General features: G+C 50.3%; 19 protein-coding genes. 4 read left to right on the top strand and 15 right to left on the bottom strand.

The window, feature by feature from the left end:
• The 7 genes from EJN92_RS13065 to EJN92_RS13035 all read right to left on the bottom strand — a co-directional run bounded on the left by EJN92_RS13065 (position 1) and on the right by EJN92_RS13035 (position 12,610).
• A complete protein-coding gene (locus EJN92_RS13065) occupies positions 1-753 on the bottom strand; it encodes an amino acid ABC transporter permease (RefSeq protein ID WP_126128232.1) in 753 nt (250 codons plus the stop codon).
• 150 nt (positions 754-903) lie between these two features.
• Positions 904-1,851 carry an amino acid ABC transporter substrate-binding protein gene (locus tag EJN92_RS13060; RefSeq protein WP_126128231.1) on the bottom strand — a complete coding sequence of 316 codons (948 nt, stop codon included), beginning with the start codon at positions 1,849-1,851 and terminating at the stop codon, positions 904-906.
• Positions 1,852-2,014: 163 nt separating this feature from the next.
• Positions 2,015-2,920 carry an amino acid ABC transporter substrate-binding protein gene (locus EJN92_RS13055; protein ID WP_126128230.1) on the bottom strand — a complete coding sequence of 302 codons (906 nt, stop codon included), beginning with the start codon at positions 2,918-2,920 and terminating at the stop codon, positions 2,015-2,017.
• Between the two features lie 324 nt (positions 2,921-3,244).
• The gene (locus EJN92_RS13050) at positions 3,245-8,017 is read right to left on the bottom strand and encodes an NAD-glutamate dehydrogenase (RefSeq protein WP_126128229.1); all 4,773 of its coding nucleotides are present in this window, start codon (positions 8,015-8,017) and stop codon (positions 3,245-3,247) included.
• A gap of 363 nt (positions 8,018-8,380) precedes the next feature.
• Complete coding sequence (locus tag EJN92_RS13045) at positions 8,381-9,343, bottom strand: LysR family transcriptional regulator (RefSeq protein ID WP_126128228.1); 963 nt, start codon at positions 9,341-9,343, stop codon at positions 8,381-8,383.
• Between the two features lie 118 nt (positions 9,344-9,461).
• Positions 9,462-10,586, bottom strand: coding sequence for a branched-chain amino acid ABC transporter substrate-binding protein (locus tag EJN92_RS13040; RefSeq protein ID WP_126128227.1), 1,125 nt, complete (start codon positions 10,584-10,586; stop codon positions 9,462-9,464).
• A gap of 122 nt (positions 10,587-10,708) precedes the next feature.
• Entirely contained in the window at positions 10,709-12,610 is a 1,902-nt protein-coding gene (locus tag EJN92_RS13035; RefSeq protein WP_126128226.1) for an ABCB family ABC transporter ATP-binding protein/permease, read from the bottom strand.
• A gap of 115 nt (positions 12,611-12,725) precedes the next feature.
• Here EJN92_RS13035 and EJN92_RS13030 point away from each other — a divergent pair, with 115 nt between their 5' ends.
• The gene (locus tag EJN92_RS13030) at positions 12,726-13,151 is read left to right on the top strand and encodes an acyl-CoA thioesterase (RefSeq protein WP_126128225.1); all 426 of its coding nucleotides are present in this window, start codon (positions 12,726-12,728) and stop codon (positions 13,149-13,151) included.
• An 83-nt stretch (positions 13,152-13,234) separates the two neighbouring features.
• Here EJN92_RS13030 and EJN92_RS13025 read toward each other — a convergent pair whose 3' ends face one another.
• From EJN92_RS13025 to EJN92_RS12995, 7 genes are all read right to left on the bottom strand, one after another.
• Entirely contained in the window at positions 13,235-13,606 is a 372-nt protein-coding gene (locus tag EJN92_RS13025; protein ID WP_126128224.1) for a hypothetical protein, read from the bottom strand.
• 163 nt (positions 13,607-13,769) lie between these two features.
• A complete protein-coding gene (locus EJN92_RS13020) occupies positions 13,770-15,134 on the bottom strand; it encodes a sigma-54-dependent transcriptional regulator (RefSeq protein ID WP_407701520.1) in 1,365 nt (454 codons plus the stop codon).
• Between the two features lie 174 nt (positions 15,135-15,308).
• Entirely contained in the window at positions 15,309-17,132 is a 1,824-nt protein-coding gene (locus tag EJN92_RS13015; protein ID WP_126128222.1) for a sensor histidine kinase, read from the bottom strand.
• 40 nt (positions 17,133-17,172) lie between these two features.
• Complete coding sequence (locus tag EJN92_RS13010; RefSeq protein WP_126128221.1) at positions 17,173-17,994, bottom strand: ABC transporter ATP-binding protein; 822 nt, start codon at positions 17,992-17,994, stop codon at positions 17,173-17,175.
• A gap of 1 nt (position 17,995) precedes the next feature.
• Positions 17,996-18,814, bottom strand: coding sequence for an ABC transporter permease (locus EJN92_RS13005; RefSeq protein WP_126128220.1), 819 nt, complete (start codon positions 18,812-18,814; stop codon positions 17,996-17,998).
• Between the two features lie 77 nt (positions 18,815-18,891).
• Positions 18,892-19,860: an ABC transporter substrate-binding protein gene (locus EJN92_RS13000; protein WP_194074936.1), complete on the bottom strand. Its 969-nt coding sequence runs from the start codon at positions 19,858-19,860 to the stop codon at positions 18,892-18,894.
• Between the two features lie 236 nt (positions 19,861-20,096).
• Positions 20,097-21,257: an ABC transporter substrate-binding protein gene (locus EJN92_RS12995; protein ID WP_126128219.1), complete on the bottom strand. Its 1,161-nt coding sequence runs from the start codon at positions 21,255-21,257 to the stop codon at positions 20,097-20,099.
• Between the two features lie 391 nt (positions 21,258-21,648).
• Here EJN92_RS12995 and ffh point away from each other — a divergent pair, with 391 nt between their 5' ends.
• From ffh to EJN92_RS12980, 3 genes are all read left to right on the top strand, one after another.
• Positions 21,649-23,016 carry a signal recognition particle protein gene (gene ffh, locus EJN92_RS12990; RefSeq protein ID WP_126128218.1) on the top strand — a complete coding sequence of 456 codons (1,368 nt, stop codon included), beginning with the start codon at positions 21,649-21,651 and terminating at the stop codon, positions 23,014-23,016.
• A gap of 199 nt (positions 23,017-23,215) precedes the next feature.
• Positions 23,216-23,599, top strand: coding sequence for an SWIB/MDM2 domain-containing protein (locus tag EJN92_RS12985; protein ID WP_126128217.1), 384 nt, complete (start codon positions 23,216-23,218; stop codon positions 23,597-23,599).
• A gap of 345 nt (positions 23,600-23,944) precedes the next feature.
• Positions 23,945-24,700, top strand: coding sequence for a substrate-binding periplasmic protein (locus tag EJN92_RS12980; protein ID WP_126128216.1), 756 nt, complete (start codon positions 23,945-23,947; stop codon positions 24,698-24,700).
• Positions 24,701-25,020: 320 nt separating this feature from the next.
• Here EJN92_RS12980 and EJN92_RS12975 read toward each other — a convergent pair whose 3' ends face one another.
• Positions 25,021-25,704 (bottom strand): lytic transglycosylase domain-containing protein, encoded by a 684-nt coding sequence (locus tag EJN92_RS12975; RefSeq protein WP_407701519.1) that lies wholly within the window; start codon positions 25,702-25,704, stop codon positions 25,021-25,023.
• Position 25,705: the final 1 nt, after the last annotated feature.

Raw genomic sequence — 25,705 nt, 5'->3', positions numbered from 1 at the left:
TTATTTACCTCCTGCAGTGGCCGAACCGGACGTGATGTAACCAGGTACGGCAGTGGCCTTCTCCAGTAGATTCGACAAGATAATCGCGATCACCGAGACGCCCAGATAAATCAGAGTGGCGACCGTGAAGGCTTCAAACACCTGAAACGAAAACTCTTGCATAGAGCGCGCACTGGCGGTCAGTTCCATCAGACCGATAGTTAAGGCCACCGAGCTGTTTTTAATAATCGCCGCCACCTCATTGGTCAACGATGGGATGATGATGCGAAACGCCATCGGCAACAAGACATAGCGATAAGTTTGCGGCAAGGTCAGACCGAGTGCGGTGCCGGCCATTCTTTGGCCGCTAGGCAAGGCATTGATACCGGCCGAAACCTGTACCGCCACCCGCGCCGAGGTAAAGAAACCCAGACTCAAGACGGCAGTGATGAAGGGCGCATTCGGTAAGCTCTTGAGCCAATTACCCATCTCGCTAGGGACCAATTCTGGCATCACAAAATACCAGAGAAACATCTGCACCAGCAGCGGGATGTTTCTGAATAATTCTACGTAGCCATTGGCCAGACGCGCCGCCCATTTATTTGGTGCGGTACGGATAGTGCCTATGATAGCGCCCAGCACTAAGGCAATAATCCATGCCAGACCGGCGGTTGCCAGGGTCCATAACATGCCTGAGATCAGGCTATCTAAATAGGTGCCGCCGCCATCCGGGGCTGCATCCCAAAAGATATTCCAGTTCCAGTGATAATTCATATTTCTCTCCTTTTATTACGCCATACTTAATTTTGCTTTTATCGCGATTATCTTGCCGCTCAGCAAATCTAACCTTGAGAAAAACAAAACGGGAGGCGCTGCGCTCCCGTTTTGTGATTCTGTACTACACGAACCTGAGGTTCGCCGTGCTTATTTCTTCTTTTTTAAGACCGCTTTTTGCGCTTCAGGTACTGCAGCGTAGGCAGATGGCTCACCAGAATCGGTAGGCTTAGCCGCCACGACTTTGAATTGATCCGACATAGGCCAGTTCAAATTGATGCCTTTTGGCGGGATCGCTTGCATAAACCATTTTGCGTAAATGCGATTGATGTCACCCGAGGTTAAGACATTCGAGATCGCGGTATCCACTGCTTTTTTGAATGCAGGATCGTCTTTACGCATCATGATGCCGTACGGCTCTACCGACAAAGCTTCTTTGCTGATTTCATAGTCAGCTGGCGCTTTGGAATTGGCAGCCAGCGAGGCCAGCAAAATATCATCCATGACGAAAGCCACGGCACGGCCAGTTTCCACCATCAGGAAGGCTTCCGCATGATCTTTGGCTGGCAAGACATTGATACCCAGATTTTGATCGGCATTTAACTGCGTCAGTTGTTTCAAGTTAGCGGTACCGGAAGTGGAGACTACCGACTTGCCGCGTAGATCAGCCAGCGATTTAACGTTGGCTGATTTTTTAGCGAGGATACGGGTTGCAGTCACAAAAGTAGTCGGTGCAAACGCGACTTGCTTCTGGCGCTCCATATTATTGGTAGTCGATCCGCATTCCATATCGATGGTGCCGTTTGCCATCAGCGGAATACGCGTAGCAGAAGTGACAGGATTAAGTTTCACGTTCAGACTAGTCATGCCCAATTGCTTTTGGACTGCCGTCACGACTTTCAGACACAAATCGATAGAGTAACCCTGATACGATTGCTTATCATCAAGGTAGGAGAAAGGGATGGAAGAGTCACGCACACCCAGAGTGATGGTGCCGGTTTCTTTGATTTTTTTTAATGTTCCTGTTTCTTGTGCTTGAGCAGCACTTGCAATCACACCTGCACCTGCCAGAACAACCATTAGCTTCAACAATTTCATACTGTCTCCTAAAATTTTATATCAAGAAAATCAAAAAAATAAAGTCCCTCAGTCTAACAAAAGCCAGCAGCAAGTCCGTATGTTTTTTGCGCAGCCACATACGTAATACTACTTAAAAACAGAAAAAAAGCAGGGAAAAATTTCTTTTCACTGCTGTTTATTCTTAATCCGCCACTTTATCTGAGGGGAAGCGCAAATTATCGCGCATTAATGAATTCATCCCCATGTTTAAATTAATATTTTTTGGCGGTATCGTCGATTTAAACCATTTATCGTAGAGTTTGGTAATTTCTCCCTCCAACATCAGACGCGCCATCTCTTTATCAATAAAACTCTTAAATGCTGGCTCATCTTTACGCAAAATAATCGCATACGGTTCGGTAGAAAGTGCATCGCCCAATATGCTGAATTTGGCCGGATCTTTGCTATTCGCACGTAAGCCATACAACAGCACATCGTCCATAGGAAAAGCGGCCGCCTTACCACTGTCTACCATTTCAAACGAATTTTGATGGTCATTACCTTCGATCAATTGCAAATCCAGGGCGCGCACTTTATCCCTGTCGTTCAATAATTTAACGGTAGTGGTACCTTTGGTCGTGACCACGGTTTTGGTTTTCAGGTCGGTCCAATTTTTAATTCCGGAATCACTCCGTACCACCATGCGCGTAGTGGCAAAAAAATGCGGAATAGTAAACGCCACTTGTTTGCGCCGCTCAGCGTTATTCGTGGTCGAACCACATTCCATATCAGCCTTGCCCTCGACGATAGCGGGGATGCGGGTACTTGGCGTGACCAGCAAATAATTGACCGTCAACTTAGGCAATTTCAATTCTTTTTTAATCGCATCGACTAGCTTCAGACAAACATCGACAGAATAGCCTATCGGTTTTTTATCCTCGGACAAATAAGAAAACGGCACCGATGCTTCGCGGTGCGCGATGGTGATGCTTTGGGTTTCTTTAATCCGCGCGAGGGTATCGGCGGCATAAGCAGAAGATAAGTTAGCCAATAGCAGGCAGATCGTGCCGCTAAGTGTGACTAGCTTGAGGGGGCTAGAGAATTTCATAAATTTCCTTAGGATATTTTTGCAAATAATAACGGAAAGAAAGAAATAACTTCAACTGACATAGCAATTGTTACATAGGGCTTACACAAAATTGTTCCAGCTAGGCGTACCGCCGAAGACAGCACTTTAGTGCGGCAAGGTGGATACAAAGACGCTGGGGCGGTTTTGCGTAAGTCCTGTTACATTTGAAGCTAGAAATCTCTAGTACATCTAAAGCAAGTACATTCTTCAAGAGAGGGGAATTTCGAAAATTCCCCTCTCTCTTGTACAGAGTAGCTGATGCGGCTTTCCTTTTCAAACAGAAACCCGCATCAAAGGTGCAATTTACGCTAGGTGGCGTAGTTCGCGCAAAGCAACCGATACCGGTGCCAGATCGGCGCCTTGCGTGCTGATGGTTGCTAGCAGTTTGCACAAACGTGCGATTGCCGCAGTGTGTTGCTCACGCCATGCGCTTACTTCCTCGTTTCTAGACAGCAGACCCTTAGTGATTTGGCTGGCGATAGAATACACATCATCACGTGCACTGCCGCGAGCCTGGGTCTGCCACAAAGTTTCAGTAGGCAGACGATTGATTTGAGTACGCCATCCAGTCAAGCCCAATTCGGCATCGACACCAAAATAGGCACGGGCAGCTTCTTCTAAATCGACCTTGCAACCCTCTGCCAAATCGACCAAATCTAAAGCTGGGAAGATGAATTCCAATGCCGTCAAATCTTGTGCCAGATCGGTTTCCACCCCTGCGCTACTCAATAACTCTGCCGCTTGCTGCCAATTATCATACGCAGCCAATGGTAACCATACCGCCAGATGCTCACGCATTTCACGTGCTGCAGGTTGGTAGTGCTGTATCAAGGTTGGCAGATCCGTGCTTTGTGCACGGACTCTCAGCATCCAACGCGAGGCACGCTGTGCGATCGCAGTAAGACGTGTCAACAGATCTAATTGCAGCTTGGAATCAACACGGTAATCGAGTGCATCGATCTGATCCCACAATGGCTCCAGATCAAAGATCTCACGCGCCAGAGTGAAGGCACGGATGACATCCGCTGCACTAGCACCCGCTTCGCTAGCGATAAAATTAACGAAAGTCGCACCAGTACGATTCACCACGGTATTGGTGATGAAGGTAGCGATGATCTCGCGCTTAAGAGGGTGAGCCGCGATCGCCGATCCAAATTTCTCACTCAGTACTTGCGGGAAGTAAGCCTTTAAAGCACCACTAAAATAAGGATCATCCGGCAGATTACTCGCTAACAGTTCGTCAAACACCGACATTTTTGCGTAGGCTAAAACGACGGCGCCTTCTGGTGCGGTCAAGCCTTGTTTGTGCGCCTTGCGACGGGCGATTTCTTCATCATTTGGCAAAAATTCTATCGCACGATTCAGACGTCCTTGACTCTCCAGACTTTGCATCAAACGCTGCTGTCCATCCAAAACGTACATAGGGCGATGAGTCGCAATATCCAGGGCCTGGCTTTGATAGTAGTTATCGGTCAACACCAGCAAACCGACTTCGTCCGTCATGGAAGCCAACAAATCATTGCGTTGCTTGAGAGTCAGATCGCCCGCTTCGACGATACTACCCAGCAAAATCTTGATGTTAACTTCATGATCGGAGCAATCGACACCCGCCGAATTATCAATCGCATCGGTATAGATACGACCACCATGCTGTGCAAATTCGACCCGGCCGTTTTGGGTGCAGCCGAGATTGCCGCCTTCGGCCAAGACCTTGCAGCGCAACTCATTGCCGTTGACACGGAAGGCGTCGCTGGATTTATCACCGACTTGGGCATGCGTCTCAAACGCCGCTTTGACATAGGTGCCAATACCACCGTTGTATAACAAATCGACTGGCGCTTGCAGAATAGCTTTCAGCAATTCTACCGGTGTGATGTCGGTATTTTCGATACCGATCACGGCGCGCGCTTCTGGACTCAGACTAATCGATTTTGCACTGCGTGGATACACCCCGCCACCTACTGAAATCAGACTCTTATCGTAGTCATCCCAGCTAGAACGCGGCAAGGCAAACAGACGCTGACGCTCGGCAAATGAGCTTGCCACATCCGGAGTCGGATCAATGAAAATATGGCGGTGATCAAATGCGACAACCAGCTTGATCTGCTCTGACAACAGCATGCCGTTACCAAACACGTCACCCGACATGTCACCGATACCGGCCACGGTAAATGGCGTAGTTTGGGTATTGATGGACAGTGAACGGAAATGGCGTTTGACCGACTCCCATGCGCCGCGTGCGGTGATCCCCATTTTCTTATGGTCGTAACCTACTGAACCACCGGATGCAAAGGCGTCACCCAACCAAAACCCATAATCAGCCGATACGCCATTGGCGATATCCGAGAAGGTCGCAGTGCCCTTATCAGCAGCCACCACCAGATACGGATCATCGACGTCATGTCGCACCACATTCAGCGGAGGCACCACATTGCCCTTCACCACATTATCGGTAAGGTCGAGTAAGCCAGACAGGAACAGCTTGTAGCAAGCGATGCCTTCGGCCTGATACGCTTCTCTATCGCTCGCGGCTGGTGCGTTTTTAAGTACGAAACCACCTTTGGAGCCGACTGGTACGATCACCGTGTTCTTGACTTGCTGCGCCTTCACCAGACCGAGTATCTCGGTACGGAAGTCTTCTCTGCGATCCGACCAGCGCAAACCACCGCGCGCCACTTTGCCACCGCGCAAATGTACGCCTTCCACTCTAGGTGAATAGACCCAGATTTCAAACAGTGGTTTCGGTTCCGGCACGCCAGGTACTTCACGTGGGTTCAGCTTGAAGCTCATGTAAGGCTTATCACCACCGGTGGTGGCGGACTGCCAGACATTAGTGCGCAAGGTGGCCAATACGCTAGCGAAAAATTGACGCAAGATCCTATCTTCGTCCAGACTGGCGACGTTACCGAGATGGCTTTCTATTTGCTGTTTGAGTCGCAGCTGCTCAGCATCTCTATCCACACGGAGAGTCGGATTGAAACGCGCATCAAATAATTCGGCAATCGCCTGGGCGATGCTGGCATTTTTATTCAGCGTCGCCTCGATATAGCTTTGGCTAAAGGCAAAACCCAATTGCTTGAAATAACGGGTATAAGCCCGCAATACCGCAATCGCCCGCGCATCTAAGGCCGTGCTCAACACCAAGCGATTCAGGTCATCGCTCTCGACTTGGGCGCCCCATGCCAGCGCGAACAAGGCTTCAAAGCGCGCTTTTACGGTGGACAAATCGGTACTCGGCGGTAGTTGTAGACCGAGATCATGGATCCATAGCGATTCGCCTGCGTTGCCATTCGCACTAGCGATATGGTAAGGATGTTCATCTAAGACTCTGGCCCCCATGCGCTCCAGCACCGGCAATGAATCTGACAAGGCCACTTTGGAGGTGTTGTAAATCTTAAAACGCAGCATGCCAGGTGCCGCATCTAGTGGACGATACAGCTTGACGGCTAAAGGTGAATTGGCAGTTAAATTGGCCAGCATGTCGGCATCTTCTGCGGCTACCAAGGCCGAAAAATCTTCGCGATACGCGGTCGAGAAGGCATTGGCGAAACGATGTGCCAAGGCCAAGCCCTGACCTTCACCATGCGCGCGCAATAACTCAGTACTGCAATCGTCTTCCCAACGCTGTGCCAGTTTAGCGATACGCGCTTCCAGGGCTTGCAGATTGACATTGTGCGGAGCATGTTCTTTGGCGCGCACCAGATAATGTATCCGCGCCAGAGGGCTATCGGTCAACATAGGGGTGAACTCGATCGACTGACCATTCAGAGCGGCCATTAATTCTGTGCTGATTTTAACGCGCAATTCGGTGTTATACCGATCACGTGGCACGAACACTTGGGCCGATGTAAAACGTCCGAAAGGGTCGCGGCGTAAAAATAGGCGAGTGCGTTGGCGCTCTTGCAAACGTAAAATCCCAACGGCATGTTCAGTCAGTGTGGCGGTATCAATCTGAAACAACTCATCACGTGGATAATCATCCAAAATCGATTGCAGAGATTTAGCAGCATGACTATCTGGAACCACACCGGCATTACTCATCACATCAGCGGCACGTTGGCGTACTTGCGGAATATCCTCCACATTGCAAGAATAGGCGGTCGAGGTGTACAAGCCTAAAAAGCGCGACTCACCGATTACTTGACCTGCCTCATCAAAACGTTTTACGCCTATATAGTCGAGCCAGGCCGGACGATGTACGGTGGCGCGTGTCATGGTTTTAGTCACCAGCACCAACTCATCCGAATCTACCAGTGCGACCGCTTCTGGCGACAAGACAGTTTCTATCGTTTGCACGGCACCACGTAATATACCCAGGCCAGTATCAGGTCTGGCTACCATCGTCACGCTGTCACCATCGCGCTTCAGATCGTAGTCACGCGCGCCCAGAAAAGTAAAATGACGCGCTTCCATCCAATGCAAGAAAGCGATGCCTTCTTCGCGATTGGCAGGTGACAGGGGTGATTTTTCAGCGGCTTGCGTGACACTTTGCACGCGTGCCAACATGGCAGGCCAATCATCGACTGCGCCACGCACATCTGCCAACACCCGGCTCAATTCGTCCGCCAATGCCTGTTGCTCAGTCACCGCCACTATGCGATCACATTCAACCAAAATCAGGGACTCTATCTTGTCTTGCTTACCAGCCGCATTGGCAGTGGCGACCGTACTAACGGCGGCGATACCGCCTTGAGCATCCCTTGCCACACTCATTAAAGGATGGACTATCCAATGCGCAGTACGTCCGCTGCGGTTGATCGCCATGGTGACCGAATCAACCAGAAACGGCATATTGTCGTTGACGATCTGTATGACGGTGTGTTCGCTGACGAAACCGTCTTCTGCCAAAGTTGGGTTAAACACCCGCAATTTTGCGCTGTTTGCAGCACGCGGCGCATCCAGCAAACGCCAGTGCGCATTGGCGACCGCAAAAAGTGTGGCAGAACCACGTGCCTGCACTTCATCCGGATCAGTATTCTCGAAATAGGCTGCGACGAAACCGGCTTGGCGGTCGGCTGCGGAGCCTGTATGTTCTTGTGCGTAGGCTAAAAGTTCGGCCAGGTGGGACGTAGTCATGCATACTCCTTCTAGTTTGAGGGTATCAAGTAATCGAAGATATCAAGGCTTGCTAGCGGATACCTAGGCAAACCGGTCAGTCCAAGCACCCTCCAAAAATAACTTGTTCTGACGCAATTACCGATAAGCTGACGCATGGTAGAGCACCTGTTCTAATGACTGCCAATGCTTTGTTTGCATACAACTATGCAAAAAAAACATACATATTAAGATACTTGATTTGGCGCAAGCGGCAGCAAAAAAATCAGGCTTTCCCATCCAAATATTTCTTGGTCTTTAACAAAAACATACGAATAAAATTTGCAGGAACGAGGTGTCATTAAGAAAACCGCAAAAAACATAAGCAATCAACAGAAGGCGTGATTATTTGAGCTTGCGTGGCTTCTGGCTAAGTTTAGTACTCGTTGTGTTTTTTTGCTCTAAATATTCCCATAATTTTGACACCACCGCCTTACCCGGGCGTTGCAGCGATGGACGCTCGCGGTACAGGCGGATTTCCATCTCGACCTCCCATTGCTTGAGCCCGCCGTCGGCACGTGCCAATTGTTTTTGCTTGATCTCGCGACTCACTGCCGACTCAGGCAAAAAAGCCACTCCACGACCTTCCAGCGCCATCATCTTCAAACCCTCGGCCATATCGGTTTCATAGCATTTATCAAAATGCAGAGGTATACGCGCATCGTTCAAAATCAAATCGACCATGCGTCCCAGGTAGGCATTATTTGCATACGCCAAAAACGGCAACGGCGCATCCAAACTACCGGGTAACACAAAATCTGGCACACCGGCTTTGTCGCACCGGGTGTAGGCGCGCAAAGCTTCTGACCCCATATTGATCATGTCGTATTGAGCCGGATCGAGTAGCAGAGGTTGGCGTGGATGGTGGTAACACAGCAAAAGATCGCAGCCACCTTCGACCAGAGTCATCACTGCATCATGCACATTGAGCGCCAGCAGGCGTGTGTGCATTTCGCCAAAAGCTTGCTCCAGCTTGGTCAACCACTTAGGCACATAGGTCAGCGATAAAGTATGTGGCACCGCAAAATCTATGGTGGTCTGAGTCGAGGTGCGTTTACCACGTAGCAGCGCTCGGGCATTATTTATTTGCCCCAACATGGCAATCGCCTGCTCAAAAAACACATCGCCAGCGTGAGTGAGGCGCGTAGGATAAGAGGTGCGATCAATCAGATCCGTTCCTAACCAGGCCTCTAAAGATTGTATGCGTCGAGAAAATGCCGGTTGCGTCACGTGACGCAGCTCAGCGGAACGGCTGAAACTATTGGTTTCAGCCAAAGAGACGAAGTCTTCTAGCCATTTTGTTTCCATATCAGCATCTTAGTATAACTAAGCAAGTAAGTAAGCAAGTAAAAGCAAAAAAAGCCGCAACCTTAATTTAGGTTGCGGCTTTTTTAGAGATCAACGGCCTATGTTGACCGTTAATGTATCAATACAGACCAGATTTCTCAGTCAAAACACCACCTATGGTTTCGTAGATCACGATAGAACCATCTTTCAGATCGCCTTTGGCATCAAATTCGACGCTGCCCTGAATCTTGCCATCAAAAGAATTTTTCTTCAGTTCAGTGACGATAGCAGCAGGCTCAGTGGAACCGGCTTTTTGCATAGCCTGAGCATATACATGAATACCATCATAGGCGATGGGCGCCATGGCACCTGGCTCACCAAATTTAGCCTTATATTTTCGCAAGAATGCAGCGCCACCCGACAACCAGGAAGGCGGCACGCCAGCCACAGTACAGAAGTAATCACGATCCGCGGTACCGGCTGCAGCTTTAATAATACCGGCATCGCACATAGAATCACCGGTAATAAATTTCACGTCCGAGCCGCTGGCACGCAAGGCTTTTAACAGCGCGACGCCGACCGGATCATCACCACCATACACCACGACACTGGCCTGACTATCCGCAATTTTCTTGACCACGGCAGCGTAGTCCACCGCATTCGGCTTGAGCGACTCAGCGGTGGCAGTGACATTTTTTGCGGCAAGAACTTTATTCACTTCCAATACTAAACCGGTGCCGAACAAGGAAGCATCATCCACCACAAAAACCGATTTTGCCTTGAGTTTTTCAACCGCAATCCGGCCTAAAGTCGCACCTTGCTCAATATCATCAGCACCTATACGAAATACCGAGGCAATTCCCATACGGGTGTATTTAGGGTTGGTGGAAGCCGACATTTGCGGTATCCCCGCCTTAGCGTAAATCGGCGCGGCAGGTATTGTCACACCAGAATTAAAGTGTCCATACACTGCGACCACACCGGCATCGAGCAAGCGCTGTGCGGCAGCCTTACCTTCTTCTGGCGAGGCTTTATCGTCTTCCACGACTAAAGTGAAATTGGCGCGTTTTCCCTTAATGAAGAAACCTTCTTCATTTAACTCATCAATTGCAATTTGCGCGCCCTGCGCCATGCTTTTACCGTTATGCGCCAATGCACCAGTCATAGGGCCAACCAAGCCAATTTTCACATCAACTTGTCGGCTACACGCAGTAGCCAATACCAGCGTAGACAACACCGCAACACTACGTATAAATTTCGTCATAATTATTCCCGGAAGAGGACACGCACAAATAAGAATCTTAAATAATTTTAGCGCGATATTAGATTAAAACCGCACAAATTAAATTTTGAATAGGCAGAATATACCTTCGTTTGCATTTATTTTCAGAGTAATTTCCACTCTGCGCCTAGTTCAGCTAGCTCATCAGCATCGCTAGCAGCCTCTTGCTTATGCTGCTGATGCTGCTGCTGATGTTGTTGACGTTGCCACATCTGGGCATACGCACCTGCCATCGCCAGCAAAGTTTGATGGGTGCCGCGCTCTATGATGCGCCCCTTATCCATCACCAAAATTTGCTCGGCATCAACAATCGTCGAGAGCCTATGCGCGATCACCAGACTGGTTCTACTCTTGGCGATTTCTTTGAGTTGCGCCTGTATTATTTGCTCGGATTTAGAATCGAGCGCCGAAGTGGCTTCATCAAAAATCAGGATAGCCGGGTTTTTCAGTATGGTGCGCGCGATCGCCACCCTTTGTTTTTCACCGCCCGACAATTTCAGTCCGCGCTCGCCAACCATGGTGGCGTAGCCATCCGGTAAAGTCTCGATAAACTCATGTATGTAGGCAGCCTTGGCCACCGCAATGATTTCCTCCTTAGTGGCACCGGGTTTGCCGTAGGCGATATTGTATTCAATCGTGTCATTAAACAACACCGTATCTTGCGGCACGATACCGATCGCATTGCGCAAGGAGTGCTGATTCACATCCATGATGTTCTGGCCATCGATCGTGATACTGCCAGACTGCACATCGTAAAACCTGAACAGTAAGCGCGACAAGGTCGACTTACCGGAACCGCTATGACCGACTACCGCGGTAGTGGTGCCCGCTGCGATACTAAAATCGACATCAAACAAGATCTGCCGCTTAGTTTCGTAACTAAAATCGACATGCGAAAAGCGTATCGCCCCGCCGGAATGACGCGCTGCATGCTGCTGAATCAGTAAATCGGGCGCATCAGGTTTATCGGCGATTTCACGATTCTGGTCTAGCAAAGAAAATAGTCTTTCCATATCGGCCAGACTTTGCTTGATCTCGCGGTACAAGACCCCTAGAAAATTGAGCGGTATATACAGTTGTATCATGAAGGCATTCACCAACACCAGGTCACCTATACTCATGCTCTTGTCGATCACGCCCTGCGTGGCGCGCCACAAGATCAAGGTCACGGCGGTCGCGATAATCAGAGATTGTCCGGTATTGAGCATGGACAAGGTGGTCTGTGATTTGACCGCGGCGACCTCATAATGTTGCAAGCCAGCGTCATAGCGTTTAGCCTCATAATCTTCATTGCCAAAATACTTCACTGTCTCGTAATTGAGCAAAGAATCGATGGCCTTGGTGCTGGCCTTGGAATCGAGATCATTCATGGTGCGTCGGAAATGCGTGCGCCACTCAGTCATGCTGATGGTGAAAATAATATAGCTAAGCAAAGCGATCACAGTAATCAGGCTAAACCAGATATCGTAATGAGTCGCCAGATAAATCAAGACCAGTGAAATTTCTAGCAATGTGGGAAAAATACTGAACAAGGCATACGAGACCAGCGAGGATATACCACGGGTACCGCGCTCGATGTCGCGCGTCATGCCGCCGGTCTGGCGATTCAGATGAAAGCGCAGCGACAAGGCATGCAGATGCCGAAACACCTTCAAGGCGATATTCCGCACCGCTCTTTGGGTGACCTTGGCAAACACAAATTCGCGCAATTCGGTAAACAAGGTGGTCGACACCCGCAACACGCCGTAGGCCACCAGCAAACTAAGCGGCAGCACCATTAAGGCCAGCGGATCACTGGGGGCGATGGTCAAACTATCGATCAGGCGCTTGAGTATCAAAGGCACGCCTACATTGGCCAGCTTAGCCCCGACCAGGAATAGCAAAGCCAGCAAGACACGCCATTTATACGCCCATAGATACGGCAATAGGGTCTTGACGGTAGACCAGTCGCCACGAGCCGAGCTAGCCGAGGGCGCAGGTGCGGAAGAAGAGGAATTACGGCGCATGAAGAGGCTTATTCAAATAGGGAGTAAAAAAGCAAGACGCGATACCAGGCGAAAAAATGCGGAGTATCAATTTAGTTTATTATTCCAGCAATTGTAACGTCTTAAAGGCACGCTCATGTCTAATCCCATCAAAAACACCCTTCCGCCCGGCATGCCGCAATTGCGCGTAATGCCTATGCCAGCCGATGCCAACGTGCATGGCGACGTCTTCGGCGGCTGGATCATGGCGCAAGTCGATATCGCCGGCGCGATACCGGCGGCGCGGCGCGCCAATGGTCGCGTGGCCACCATCGCAGTGAATTCCTTCTTATTTAAGCAACCGGTGTTTGTCGGCGATTTACTCTCGTTTTATGCCGAAGTGACGCGGGTAGGCAATACTTCACTCACCGTTACCGTCGAAGTGTACGCAGAACGTAATCGCCTGCAAGCTGACACCGTGAAGGTCACGGAAGCGACACTGACCTACGTCGCCACTGGCGACGACCGTAAGCCACGCCAAATCCCACCACTGGACGCGATCGCCAGTCTGAGCGTGCGCTAAGCCTAGTTAATCGACCTAGTTAGAGCTAGTTCGAAGCTAGGCCAGTCTAGAGCAGCGTCAAAATGACGCTACTCTAGACTAGCTCAAAGACTCATCTGACTCCACACATTCAAGCTCAGCAAGACCGTCACCGCGATCAATACCGAAGGCAATTTCCAACTCGCGGGGAACTGCGGCTGATCCAAATGGTGAGGATCGAGCACCATGCTGCATGCCTTGGGCAAACTACGATGTGCCGTCAAATCGCTACGCCAAGCCACGGTGTAGTGCTGCTCTTGATACCAGTATTCTAGATCGGCATGCAAGTATCCGGTGCTCCAATGCGCCTCTTGCCCTGTCACTTCTTCCCAGGTGCGTAACACACGCACTTGCACCCGCGGCCAGCGATTAATCCTCAGCAGCCACAGCGCCCAGCAAAACGAGAGGATGGCGATCAGGAGTAATAGGAAGTTCATATTTTTGAAGCCTCGTAAACATAGATTGATTGATGGCGCGCGCCCGAATAGGCCAGCATTTCGCGCATAGAATTTACCATCATCAAAGCTGCTGTCAAGAATTTGCGCAGACCTATCGGTGCGGCGCTTAATCCTGGCAACAGCAAATAACCAGCCTGTGTCGCTATTCCTCAGTCAGTTTGCCATTCAATAGTTGATATTTTTTTAGCTTATCGTACAAAGTTTTTTTGGGTATGCCCAGACTCTCGGCGGTCAGGGCGACATTCGATTGATGGCTATTTAAAGCGTAGGCGATCAGGGTCGCTTCGTAATTATCCAGGCGTTTCGGTAAGCTATCCTCATCATCGCGCGCCAAAGCTAACACCGGGAATCGAGCAAACTGCCGGCTCATGGCCTCCGATTCGCTCACCCCCAGCACTAACTGATCGGCGAAATTACGTAGTTCACGCACATTGCCCGGCCATTCACGCTGCTGCCAAGTCTGCATCTGTAGCGCACTCCATTCCGGGATTTCTTTTTGATAGCGATGCGCTGAGGCATGCACGAAAGCCGCCAGCAATAAGGGAATATCGGTGCTGCGTTGTTTCAGGCTAGGTAATTGCAGGCTGACCACGGCCAGACGATAATACAAATCTTCCCTAAATTTACCTTCCGCACTCAGGCTAAGCAGATCCGATTTACTCGCCGCGATGATGCGACAGTCTAGCGCGATCAAGCTATTGCCGCCCAGCCTTTCGAGGCGGCGCTCTTGCAACACCCGCAGTAATTTTACTTGCAAGGCCAGCGGCATACTTTCTATTTCATCGAGAAAGACGGTGCCGCCATTGGCGTACTCAAGCTTACCGATACGGCGTTTTTGCGCGCTGGTGAAGGCGCCGGCCTCATGCCCGAAAATTTCACTCTCGAACATAGACTCAGGCAAAGCACCGCAATTAATCGCAACGAATTCGCCCTTGCGCCCACTGGCCAGATGCAGTTGGCGCGCCACCACTTCTTTGCCGGTACCGGTGGCACCGTGGATCAGCACATCGGCCTGACTAGGGCCAATATTGCGTATGAATTGACGGATTTTCTCAATTGCCGGGGTTTGCCCTATCAGCTCAGGCATACCAGCATGCACAGTCAGACTTTGTTTAAGCTGACGGTTTTCCAGTATCAGCCTACGTTTTTCCTGCGCCCGCAAGCAGCTGGCAAGCAGGCGCTCGCTGGCATACGGTTTTTCTATAAAATCATAGGCCCCGGCACGCATCGCTGCCACCGCCATACTGACGTCGCCATGGCCGGTAATCACCAGCACCGGCAAGTCGCTATCGATCAGCATCACCTGCGCCAGCAACTCTAAGCCGGACAGGCCAGGCAGGCGCACATCGGTGACGATGATGCCAGCAAAGCCGGCATGCAAAGAGGCTTGCGCCTGCTCGGCGCTGGCAAAGGCCTGCACCGTAAAGCCGCCCAGCTCCAGCGCCTGCGTGGTCGCCAGACGCACCGCCTGCTCATCTTCAATTAATACCGCGCTCAAACTAGACATAGGTTTTCTCATCAACTTTTACTGAGGCGCTCTGCTCTCACGGCAGCGCTCAGCAGTAGGCTTAAAAAATGCGTAAAAATCATATACTCCCCTTATTTTAAAATCAAATCACTGCATTCGCGCATATACCATCTGCGTGATTAAAAAATACCCTGGAGGAGTATATTGAAACAACTAACTAGCATGGCGGGGAATGTGCAACACAAACTCGGCCCCCCCCTGCTCGCGATTACTGGCTAATAATTGCCCGTTCATGGCCTGTACTATGCTGGCAGAAATCGACAAACCCAAGCCCAGACCAGAACCCGATGGCTTGGTGGTAAAGAAGGGTTCAAACAAATGTTGCAGCACCTGATCGGCCAAACCTATCCCATTATCCATGATGCGTATGCTGACCGTGTCGGCATCTTGCGCCAATACCACCGTGACTTTTTTTAGCTCAGCTGGCTCGACAGCGTCCAGTGCATCGAGCGCATTATGGATAAGATTAATCAAGACTTGTTCTAGCCGTATGCTGTCACCCAGCACTTGTGCGCTCTCGCCGTTCAAGCATATTTCCAGTTGTGCGCCTTGCCTTTCAAATTCGCTACGCAAGATGGCGGCCGCCGCATGAATCGATTGCGCCACATCGACCACGCTGAGCAGCTCAGAACTTTTGCGCGAATAGGATTTTAGCTGGGCGATCAGGGCACCCATACGCGCACTGGCATCGCTAATATGCTGTAAATTAGCGCTCGCTTGCTGCGCATTACCGCGCGCCAAAAACACTCCGGCATTGTCGGCAAAGGCGCGAATCGCCGTCAAAGGTTGATTCAATTCATGCGTGATACCGGCTGCCATCTGTCCCAACATGGCCAGTTTGCCAGCCTGCAGCATCTCGTTTTGCGTACTGCGCAACAGGCTCTCGGTGACTCGCAATTTTTGCAACTGCGCTTCCAGCTGCTCATTGCCGGCAGTCAGCTCCACGGTGCGCAAGGCGATTTTTCGATCCAAATCATCTGCTGCATTTCTTAAGGCCGATTGTGCGAGCAACCCCTCTGCCAGACGTCGCTGCCGCTGATAAAAAGCCCCCGCGACAGCCAGCAGCACGCCTGCCATCAGCGCAGCGATCATGGCAGCTTGCAACGCCGACTTTTGCACCTTGGCCTGATTCGGAAACAGCATCAATTGCCAGCCCAAACGACCGATAGGGCGTGCTAGATATTCGCCAAAATCGGCATGCTCGGCTTTTGGCAAACTGCGTATAGGGCTGATCTGCTTGTCCGCATATTGCAGGGTTGCCAGCAGACTCTGTTGCACAGACTGATCCAGCGCTTGCAAACTATGATATTGCCAGGCCGCGCGATTACTTAAAAACACCACGCCATTGCGGTCGGCCAGCGCGATCGGCTCTTCACTACTACGCCAGGCTTGCTCGAAGCCCCGCAAACTGATTTTGACTGCGATCACGCCTAAGGGTTTTGCAGCTGCCCTTTGGCTGCCCACCGGGTAGACCGCCTGCGCGATAAAGTAGCCGGGAATATTCGTGCTATTGCCTATGGCATAAAAATGCCCAGTCGTGCCGCCCACGCCATTGGCCTTGATTGCCTCGCTAAAATAGGGTCGGAAACCAAAATTTTTCCCTATGTAGCTGCTGGCACTCTCCCAATTACTACTGGCAATCGTGGTGCCAGTAGTATCCATCAGATAAATCGCCTCGACCTTGGCCTGCAGCTGCAAGTCTTGCAGCATCAGATTAAGCTCGCGCTGCACAGCCAGATCTTGCGGCCTGTTCAGTGCCTGCGCCGCCAACGGCAAATACGCCACCGCATACGGCAAAGTTTCGTAGCGTTCCAGCACCGACTCCAGATCCAGCGCAATCATCTGTAACTGGCGCTCACCAGCCTGGCGACTCTCGTCAGCCGCCTTACGCGCCGCCAGCAGATAGGTGGCAAACACCAATGCCAGGGCGATCACGATCGTCGTCGCCAGCCAAATAATGCGTTTGCCACCGCTCATAGATTTCACCTCTGCGCTCTCACTGCGTCATCACCTTCAGTTAATCCACCGCGGCCATTTTCAACTCGTCATTGTGATGGCGCTGCTGCTCTTCCATCACCAATTGTCCCAGTTCGCGTTTCAGCGCATTGAACTCGGCCGACGACGGATCGCGCTGGCGCGGCAAGTCCACCATGATGTCGCGCTTGACGGTACCCGGGCGGTAAGTCATGACCACTATCCGGTCAGCCAGATAAATCGCCTCTTCTATGCTGTGCGTGACAAAGATGATGGTTTTTTTCAAATCGGACCAGATGCGCAATAATTCATCTTGCAGATTGCGGCGGGTTAAGGCATCGAGTGCACCGAAAGGCTCGTCCATCAGCATAATTGGAGAGTCGAGCGCCAGCACCCGCGCAATCGCAACGCGCTGGCGCATGCCGCCCGACAGGTCTTTCGGAAAGCGATTTTTAAAATCAGCCAGCCCCAGCATGCCCAACAAACTGGCCACGCGCGGGGCAATTTCGGCCTTGCCCATGCCCTTAATTTCCAGGCCGAAAGCGATATTTTGCTCTACCGTCATCCACGGAAACAGCGCGTACTCCTGAAACACCATGCCACGCTCCGGCCCTGGTGCGCTAACCAATTTTTCATCGGTAGTAATGCTGCCTGAACTAGGTAAAGCAAAACCGGCGATGGCGTTAAGCAGGGTAGATTTGCCGCAACCGGAAGGCCCCAGCAGGCAGACGAACTGACCCTGGTTAATCTCCAGATTGATATCCTTGAGCGCGACCACTTCTTTATCGGCAGTTTTAAAAATTTTATTTACGCCGCTGACCTTGATTTGCGCGGCATTGCCTAGGCCATGTACTTGATTTGTCATCTTAGTTCTCCAGTCCACGGTGCCAGCGCAGTAAATGATTATTCAGTTTATTCATCGCCAGATCGATCGCCAAACCCAGCATACCTATGCTGAACATACCGGCGATGATTTTGTCTGACCAGAAATACTCACGCGCTTCCAGTATCCGGAAACCCAGGCCGTTATTCACGGCGATCATTTCCGACACGATCACCACGATAAAAGCGGTACCGATACCGATACGCACGCCGGACAGAATATAAGGAACCGAAGCTGGCAGCATCACGCGCAAAAACATGGTGGTCTGGCTCGCCCCGAGATTACGGGCGGCACGAATATAGATGCTGTCAACATGACGCACACCGGCAATGGTATTCATCAGCACAGGGAAAAACGCCCCAATCGCGATGAGGAAAATCGCCGGGGGATTACCCAGACCGAACCACAGGATAGACAAAGGGATATACGCAATCGGTGGGATAGGACGCAATACCTGCATCAAAGGATTGAGCCAGGCATACACGCGCTGACTGGCCCCCATCGCCAAACCTAAAGGCAAAGCCAGGCCGGCACCGACAATAAAACCTACCGCAACTCTATACATACTGCCCATGGTGTCGCGTATCAATTCGCCCGAAAACACCCAGCTCAGCCAACTCATATTGGCCGCATCGTAGGGCTCATAAGGTGCTGCATATTCCAACCATTTGATCACCACCGCCCACGGCGAAGGTAATACCTGTGCATTTACCCAGCCCATGCTCGTCACCAGCTGCCACAGCAGGATGAGCAGCGTGGGTACGATCAGACCCGCGCCCATTTCACGCCAATTCAATTTCATAGTTTGTCCTTGATGTTTTGGCGCGCACAGCTGATCCATAGTGGATACAAAGCTGCGCGCAGCCGGAATAAGCGGAATTATTTGATGTTCATGCTCTTTTTAGCTTGCTCTAGCAAATCGGTCTTGACCCAGTCTTTGGCGACCGGTGGCTTGCTCATTTTGCCGACGCCATATTTCTGCATCAGATCGGTGGTGATCTGGATATGCTCGGCTGTCACGTCATACGAATACGGCGAGTTTTCTATGGCGTTGACGAAATCTTCATGGCTGACCTGTCCCTTGAACATGTTTTCACGCACGTATTTTTCAGCCAGATCGCGGTTATCAATAAACGTCTTGGTGGCTTCGACGAAACAACGCATGAATTTTTCTGCTACCGGTCTGCGCTCTTTGTAGAATTTTTCTGTCATTACCATGGTACGTACCGGCTCACCGATAGGGGTGTCATAGGGCTTGATAATTTCATTGCCAAAACCCTTGCTGATGGCCTGCGAAGAATAAGGCTCGGACTGCATGATGGCATCGAGATTTTTACCCAGTAAAGCCTGATTCAAATCCGGGAAACCCAAATAAATAATTTGCACGTCTTTTCCTGGCTGATCCGAATACGTCAAACCGTTTTGCGACAACTCTGCCGCCAGCAAAATTTCTTGGATGCCGCCGCGCGTCACGCCGACCTTTTTGCCTTTAAGGTCTTTGACTGTCTTCATACCCAGATCGGCACGCCCCATCAGGCGCGCCCCGCCCTTGGCAAATCCAGCCACCAGATAGATAGGTGTACCGCTGGCACGCGCCGAGATCACAGCCTCAGAGGAAACGGCCGCGACATCGAGTTCGCCGGCAATCACTGCCTGCATCGCATCGAGGCCTTTGGCGAACACTTTTTCTTCGACTTTGATACCGCACTTAGGCGCGATTTCTTTGATATACGAGACCGCGCCATAATGGGCGAATTTGAGATTACCCAGACGTATGGTTTCCTGAGCTTGTGCCGACATGGCAAGCAAGGGCAATAATAGACTGGCAATTTTGATTTTTTTTAACATAGAGGTCTCCTGTATTTTGGTATGCGCTAGCATTCATGCCGAGGAAAAATTCCCAAGACTGACATAAATTCTATTCGCCTTAGCTATATAGCATGCTTCGTGCCAGGGCGAATAGACCAGGTCACCACAGGCACCCACTATGAAGAGAGAAAAATCTAGACGTTTGCAGTCTGAAAATTCCGACTGCTATCTGATTGACAGTCTGAATTTTCAGATCAAAGCAGGCCTACTCGGCATCAGCGAATAAACTTGCCGCTCTTATTAATCATGGTGAGCTCGACAAACTCGCTACCATTATGATCGCGTTCGCTGTAACTAAGTATCAGACCACCTATGTCGACTTTACGCATAGACTCCAAACCGCTAATCAGACTCTCACGTGTCAGACTACGGCCAGCGCGCTTTAAGCCTTCGACCAAGACCTTGGCAGACACAAAACCCTCCATTGCCGCATACGAAGGATTCACCCCATTTGCTTGCGCCATACTCTTAAATTCTTGACCCAGACCAGTCGCGAGTGAAGAGGCATCTGGCATAATTTGCGACATCATCACACCCTGGCCGAATTTACCTAGCTCATCGACGAAGGATTGCGAAGCATTATTCGATAAAGTCATCAATTGAATTAAGGGGTTCTGTGCGCGCAGTTTTTTAATGAGCTCAGCCGTACTGGCTGCCGAAGCAACGATAAGTATGCCTTGTGGCTCGGCCTTGACCGCGCTAGCCACTACTGCATCGAGTTCGGGTTTGGCGCGCTCAAATTTATTGATGCTGATAGGTTTGAGTTTTTGCTGAGCCATGACTTTTTCAAAACCTGCCAAACCGTCTTTGCCAAAACTGTCATCGACGTACATCAAAGAGATTTTTTTTATCCCTATCGTCGAAAATTGCTGGACCGCCTTGGACACCTCATCCTGATATTTGGCACGCACATTAAATAGATAGCGATTGGTGGTCTGATGAAATACCGTGGCACCGGTGCTAGGCGCAATCAAAGGAATTTTATGGCTGGCAAGCAAGGGCAGGATAGCCTCGGTATGCGGGGTGCCGCGAGATTGAAACAACGCCAGCACATGCTCTTTTTTAATTAAAGTTTCGGCATTGGCCGCGGCTAAGGCAGGATCGAATTTATCATCCAAAGTGAGTAACTCAATTTTGCGGCCGTTGATACCACCATTTTTATTCGTCGCATTGAAATAGGCATTGGCACCCGCCATCATTTCTTTCACCGGTCCGGCGATCTGACCAGTCACGCCTACCGTCTGCCCGATTAGGATGGTGCTGTCGCTCACGCCCTCCTCTGCAGCTACCGGTGCAGTCAAGCTCAAAAAGCTAGCGCACAATGCCAGCGTGCTTATCGCTCTAAATTTTCTAAAAAACAGCGTATTTAACCTCATTTCATCTCCTTTATTTTTCAATATAATTTCCATCTGGCAATTATCATGCCATCTTAGCGGTCTGCCTACATGCTCTTGGATTCGCCCGATTTAAGCCTGATTTGCCGCTAAGAACATCGGTAGAACTACTAGTTGAATCCGAAAATCCAGAATTTTTGCATTACTTTTCTGAATTTCCAGACAAAAGCCTTGTTCATCACAGCCTTTCATCATGCCGCAGCATGGCTTTCATCTTGCCTTCAGTCAGGCAAACTAGCTGTAAGTAATGGTAAGCACTGGTCAGGGCTGATACATCGGTTAAAATGGCGGGTTAATTTATGCTAAGCGCCCTATTTGGCTTAGCTGGCTTAGCTGGCTAGAACCCCCTACTTATTAAGAATCCAAATTCACCATGCTAGATAACCTTACCCAACGCCTCGCCAAAGTGGTCAAGACCATGCGTGGCGAAGCGCGCTTGACCGAAACCAATACCGCAGAGATGCTGCGCGAAGTACGTATGGCACTATTAGAGGCCGACGTTGCGTTGCCCGCAGTGCGCGACCTGATCGCCCGCGTCAAAGAAAGAGCGCTAGGTGAGGAAGTCATCAGCTCGCTGACACCGGGCCAGGCACTGGTCGGGGTGGTGCAGAAAGAACTGGCATCCTTAATGGGCGCCGATCTGGGCGAAGAAGCCTATCAACTGAGCTTTGCCACCCAGCCGCCAGCCATCATCCTGATGGCCGGTTTGCAAGGTGCCGGTAAAACCACCACGGTCGGTAAGCTGGCCAAGTATTTAAAAGAGCAAAAGAAGAAAAAGGTCTTAACCGTTTCTGCCGACGTGTATCGCCCTGCCGCGATCGGTCAGCTGCAAACCGTCACGGCGCAAGTCGGTGCCGACTTCTTCCCTACCCTGCCGACTGACAAACCTGTCGATATCGCGCTGGCAGCTTTAGATTACGCAAAAAAACATCATCACGATGTCTTGATCATTGATACCGCCGGTCGCCTCGGTATCGACGAAGCCATGATGCTAGAGATTACTGCGGTGCACGCTGCGGTAAATCCTATAGAAACCCTGTTTGTGGTCGATGCCATGCTGGGGCAAGATGCGGTCAATACCGCCAAGGCGTTTAACGATGCCTTGCCACTGACTGGTGTGGTGCTGACTAAGTTAGACGGTGATGCACGCGGTGGTGCCGCCCTGTCGGTACGCCACATCACCGGCAAACCAATTAAATTTGCCGGTATCTCAGAAAAGCTCGACGGTCTGGAAGCCTTTGACCCTACCCGCATGGCCAATCGTATTTTGGGAATGGGCGATATTCTGGCACTGGTTGAGTCCGCCCAAAAAGGCATGGACGTCGCCGCTGCGCAAGATCTGGCGCAAAAGCTCAAGGTCGGCGGCAAGTTCGACATGAACGATTTCCAGCTGCAACTGAGCCAGATGAAAAAAATGGGCGGCATGGCCAATCTGATGGATAAACTGCCAGCCCAATTACAGCAAGCCGCGAATGGTGCCAACATGGGTCAGGCCGACAAGCAAGTACGCCGCATGGAAGGCATGATTAACTCGATGACGCCGCTAGAAAGAGCCAAGCCCGATCTGATCAAGGCCTCGCGCAAACGCCGCATCGCGGCCGGTGCCGGAGTCCAGATTCAAGAAGTCAATCGCATGCTGGCGCAATTCGATCAAATGCAAACCATGATGAAAAAACTCAAAGGCGGCGGCATGATGAAGATGTTACGCGGCATGAAAGGCATGATGCCAGGCAAACGCTAAGCAGCGCCTAGCCGCTACCGGATCTCGCGAAAATACGCCAGATCCGGTTTTTTTTCGTCTTGAAGGGCGTCACGCTGCTAAATCCGTCACATTTTCTACAAAAAGTGACAAAAAAGACTTGCATCGCCCTGCAAAGCCCACCACTATAAGAGATGCGTGAAATGGCGCATTTTCAACGAATTTGTGAAGGAGCCTCAATATGGCAACAGCACCAAAAAAAGCAGCAGCAAAACCAGCAGCCGCAGTTAAAAAACCAGCAGCAGCCCCTAAGGCCGCAGCGAAGCCAGCAGTTAAAGCCGCACCAAAAGCAGCTAAAGCAGACGCCCCAGCGCGTAAGCCAAACGCAGCCTTCATGAAGCCAATGACTATTTCCCCAACATTGGCAGCAGTGATCGGTACAGCAGCAATTCCACGTACTGAAGTCACTAAAAAAGTATGGGAATACATCAAAAAGCATGATTTGCAAGATGCCGCGAATCGTCGCAACATCAACGCAGATGACAAGCTGAAAGCCGTTTTCGGCGGTAAAGCACAAGTGTCTATGTTTGAGATGACTAAACTGATTTCTGGCCACCTGTCCTGATATTTAGTGTAGCCGCAGTTTTTTGGGAAACTATTGGGTGTGCTTAGCCCAATCCCAAACAAAAACGCCCGCATCGCGCGGGCTTTTTTGTGCCTGGATTTTTATCAGTGTAGAGTTTTCAAATCGCGTGTCGGCAATGCGCAATGTAGCTGCGCCTCACAGAGCAAAAAGCGGCTGCGAGGCGCATGGAATATGCGCGGCCGATTCGGCGCCATCCCTCCCCTCACTACTTGATACTGGCGACCTAAGATACTCGAATAGTTTTGTGCAAATCCTATATGATGTGAATTACTACACATCAACCAGCTTTCACTGAGCAAATAAAATAGATTAAGAGGCGCTCTTATGAAAAAAAATTGTATCGGTCTCTTCTGTTTCGGTTTGATGATTTACGCCGTAACTGCAAAGGCCGCAACACTAGAGCTGGTAACTCTACAATACCCACCCTATCAATATGAAGAAAAAGGCCAGACTAATGGAATGGTGGTGGAAATTGTGAAGGAAGTTTTTCGCCGAATGCAGCAACCAATCAACATCACATTAATGCCGTGGGCGCGCTCAATCAAAATGATAGAAGCAGGCACGGCCGACGCCATTTTTACCGCATACAAAACAGCCGAAAGAGAAACCTTTGCTGATTACTCTAGAGTCGTACTGATGCCACAGACCGTGTCCCTTTTTGTTTTGAAAGGCACAGAAATTAAATTTGATGGCGATTTACAGAAGCTCGCTGGTTATAGCTTTGGGGTGGTGAATAAAGTCAGTTACGGCGATGTTTTTGATAATGCAGTTAAAAACAAATTGATTAAAGCGCCTGACACCACCTATACCGGGGAGCAAAATGTCGATAAATTACTAGCTAAACGATTCGATATTTTAGTGAGTAACAGGTATGGGGCATTGGATATTTTAAAGCACAAAGATGCGATGGATAAAGTCAGAGAACTAACTCCTGAAGTCCAGGCGATTCCTAGTTATATCGCGTTTTCAAAGAAAAAAAACCTCGATCTAGTGCGCGATAAATTTGATGAGATTTTATTAGAACTAAAAAAAGATGGTACGTATGAAAAAATCATACATGAGCACGGTAAATCTAATTGAGCAAAGTGAACGCTAAAATCATCGAAGTCTGAATCTGCACGACGCATAGAAATGACTAAGCGACAGAAAGCCACAAGCAGTGAGCTGCTTAAATAATTTCAACCTCTACAAAGCAAAATACTTGGCTCTACTTGTAGGCAGCATACAGACAGCGACATACAAATAAGAAAACCGCACGCAATATCGCTGCGCCTCACAGAGCCAAAAACGGCTGTGAGGCGCATGGAATATGCGTATAGGTTTTGGTATCAATGAAAACACAGGGAAAATTTCAGTGCGAGGCTAAGCAGCTCAGCCGCGCATGCGAGGTTTTTGTAGCGCTACTTTTTGTATTCCCAATTCTTCCAGTTCGCCAAAACTGCATTTGGATACTCAGGCCGACCCCGACTGCCGTTGTAACGTCCTAAGGCCAGATACAGGTTGCCCGCTTCCATATCGATGTACATGCGTAAAATCGCGCAGCCATAACGCAGGTTCGATTGCATCTGAAATAGCTTTTGCGCATCACGGTCGCCGATCACGCGCGACCAGAATGGCATCACCTGCATATAGCCGCGCGCGCCGACCACTGAAGTTGCGTATTTACGAAAGCCCGACTCTACCTGTATCAGGCCCAGCACCATGGCCGGATCGAGTCCGGCGCGTTTCGATTCGTACCAGACGGCTTCTATGAATTCGAGTCGGGTTTGCTTATCGGTCAGACGTCGCTTCAAGCGATCCGACATCTCGGCCAGCCAATGCAGATATTTGATACGCTCTTCGATCTGATCAAAACTAGGCTTAGGGGGACGCGGATCACTGACCAATTTGGATAAGGCCAGCCGCACCGAATCGGCCATCGCCTCTTCTTTTTGATTCCCGGCCAAGGCCAAGGGCGAACTAAAAAGCGCGCAGAGAAATGCAGAAATACTGAGTAAGCGTAGCTGCTGCCTGAACCAGCAATTAAGCGAAAACCCGGGGGTATCGCTTAATTTAGGCTCAACTCGCACGAAAGACGTGCGCATT

Origin of the sequence: Undibacterium parvum (genome assembly GCF_003955735.1) — a bacterium.
GTDB classification, from domain to species: Bacteria; Pseudomonadota; Gammaproteobacteria; order Burkholderiales; family Burkholderiaceae_D; genus Undibacterium; species Undibacterium parvum.
This window is presented reverse-complemented; position numbering and strand designations above follow the sequence as displayed.

Bases quoted from the DNA above. Each gene is read 5' to 3' on its own strand.
- EJN92_RS13065 (WP_126128232.1), bottom strand. From the start codon at position 753: ATGAATTATCACTGGAACTGGAATATCTTTTGGGATGCAGCCCCGGAT.
- EJN92_RS13060 (WP_126128231.1), bottom strand. From the start codon at position 1,851: ATGAAATTGTTGAAGCTAATGGTTGTTCTGGCAGGTGCAGGTGTGATT.
- EJN92_RS13055 (WP_126128230.1), bottom strand. From the start codon at position 2,920: ATGAAATTCTCTAGCCCCCTCAAGCTAGTCACACTTAGCGGCACGATC.
- EJN92_RS13050 (WP_126128229.1), bottom strand. From the start codon at position 8,017: ATGACTACGTCCCACCTGGCCGAACTTTTAGCCTACGCACAAGAACAT.
- EJN92_RS13045 (WP_126128228.1), bottom strand. From the start codon at position 9,343: ATGGAAACAAAATGGCTAGAAGACTTCGTCTCTTTGGCTGAAACCAAT.
- EJN92_RS13040 (WP_126128227.1), bottom strand. From the start codon at position 10,586: ATGACGAAATTTATACGTAGTGTTGCGGTGTTGTCTACGCTGGTATTG.
- EJN92_RS13035 (WP_126128226.1), bottom strand. From the start codon at position 12,610: ATGCGCCGTAATTCCTCTTCTTCCGCACCTGCGCCCTCGGCTAGCTCG.
- EJN92_RS13030 (WP_126128225.1), top strand. From the start codon at position 12,726: ATGTCTAATCCCATCAAAAACACCCTTCCGCCCGGCATGCCGCAATTG.
- EJN92_RS13025 (WP_126128224.1), bottom strand. From the start codon at position 13,606: ATGAACTTCCTATTACTCCTGATCGCCATCCTCTCGTTTTGCTGGGCG.
- EJN92_RS13020 (WP_407701520.1), bottom strand. From the start codon at position 15,134: ATGTCTAGTTTGAGCGCGGTATTAATTGAAGATGAGCAGGCGGTGCGT.
- EJN92_RS13015 (WP_126128222.1), bottom strand. From the start codon at position 17,132: ATGAGCGGTGGCAAACGCATTATTTGGCTGGCGACGACGATCGTGATC.
- EJN92_RS13010 (WP_126128221.1), bottom strand. From the start codon at position 17,994: ATGACAAATCAAGTACATGGCCTAGGCAATGCCGCGCAAATCAAGGTC.
- EJN92_RS13005 (WP_126128220.1), bottom strand. From the start codon at position 18,814: ATGAAATTGAATTGGCGTGAAATGGGCGCGGGTCTGATCGTACCCACG.
- EJN92_RS13000 (WP_194074936.1), bottom strand. From the start codon at position 19,860: ATGTTAAAAAAAATCAAAATTGCCAGTCTATTATTGCCCTTGCTTGCC.
- EJN92_RS12995 (WP_126128219.1), bottom strand. From the start codon at position 21,257: ATGAGGTTAAATACGCTGTTTTTTAGAAAATTTAGAGCGATAAGCACG.
- ffh (WP_126128218.1), top strand. From the start codon at position 21,649: ATGCTAGATAACCTTACCCAACGCCTCGCCAAAGTGGTCAAGACCATG.
- EJN92_RS12985 (WP_126128217.1), top strand. From the start codon at position 23,216: ATGGCAACAGCACCAAAAAAAGCAGCAGCAAAACCAGCAGCCGCAGTT.
- EJN92_RS12980 (WP_126128216.1), top strand. From the start codon at position 23,945: ATGAAAAAAAATTGTATCGGTCTCTTCTGTTTCGGTTTGATGATTTAC.
- EJN92_RS12975 (WP_407701519.1), bottom strand. From the start codon at position 25,704: ATGCGCACGTCTTTCGTGCGAGTTGAGCCTAAATTAAGCGATACCCCC.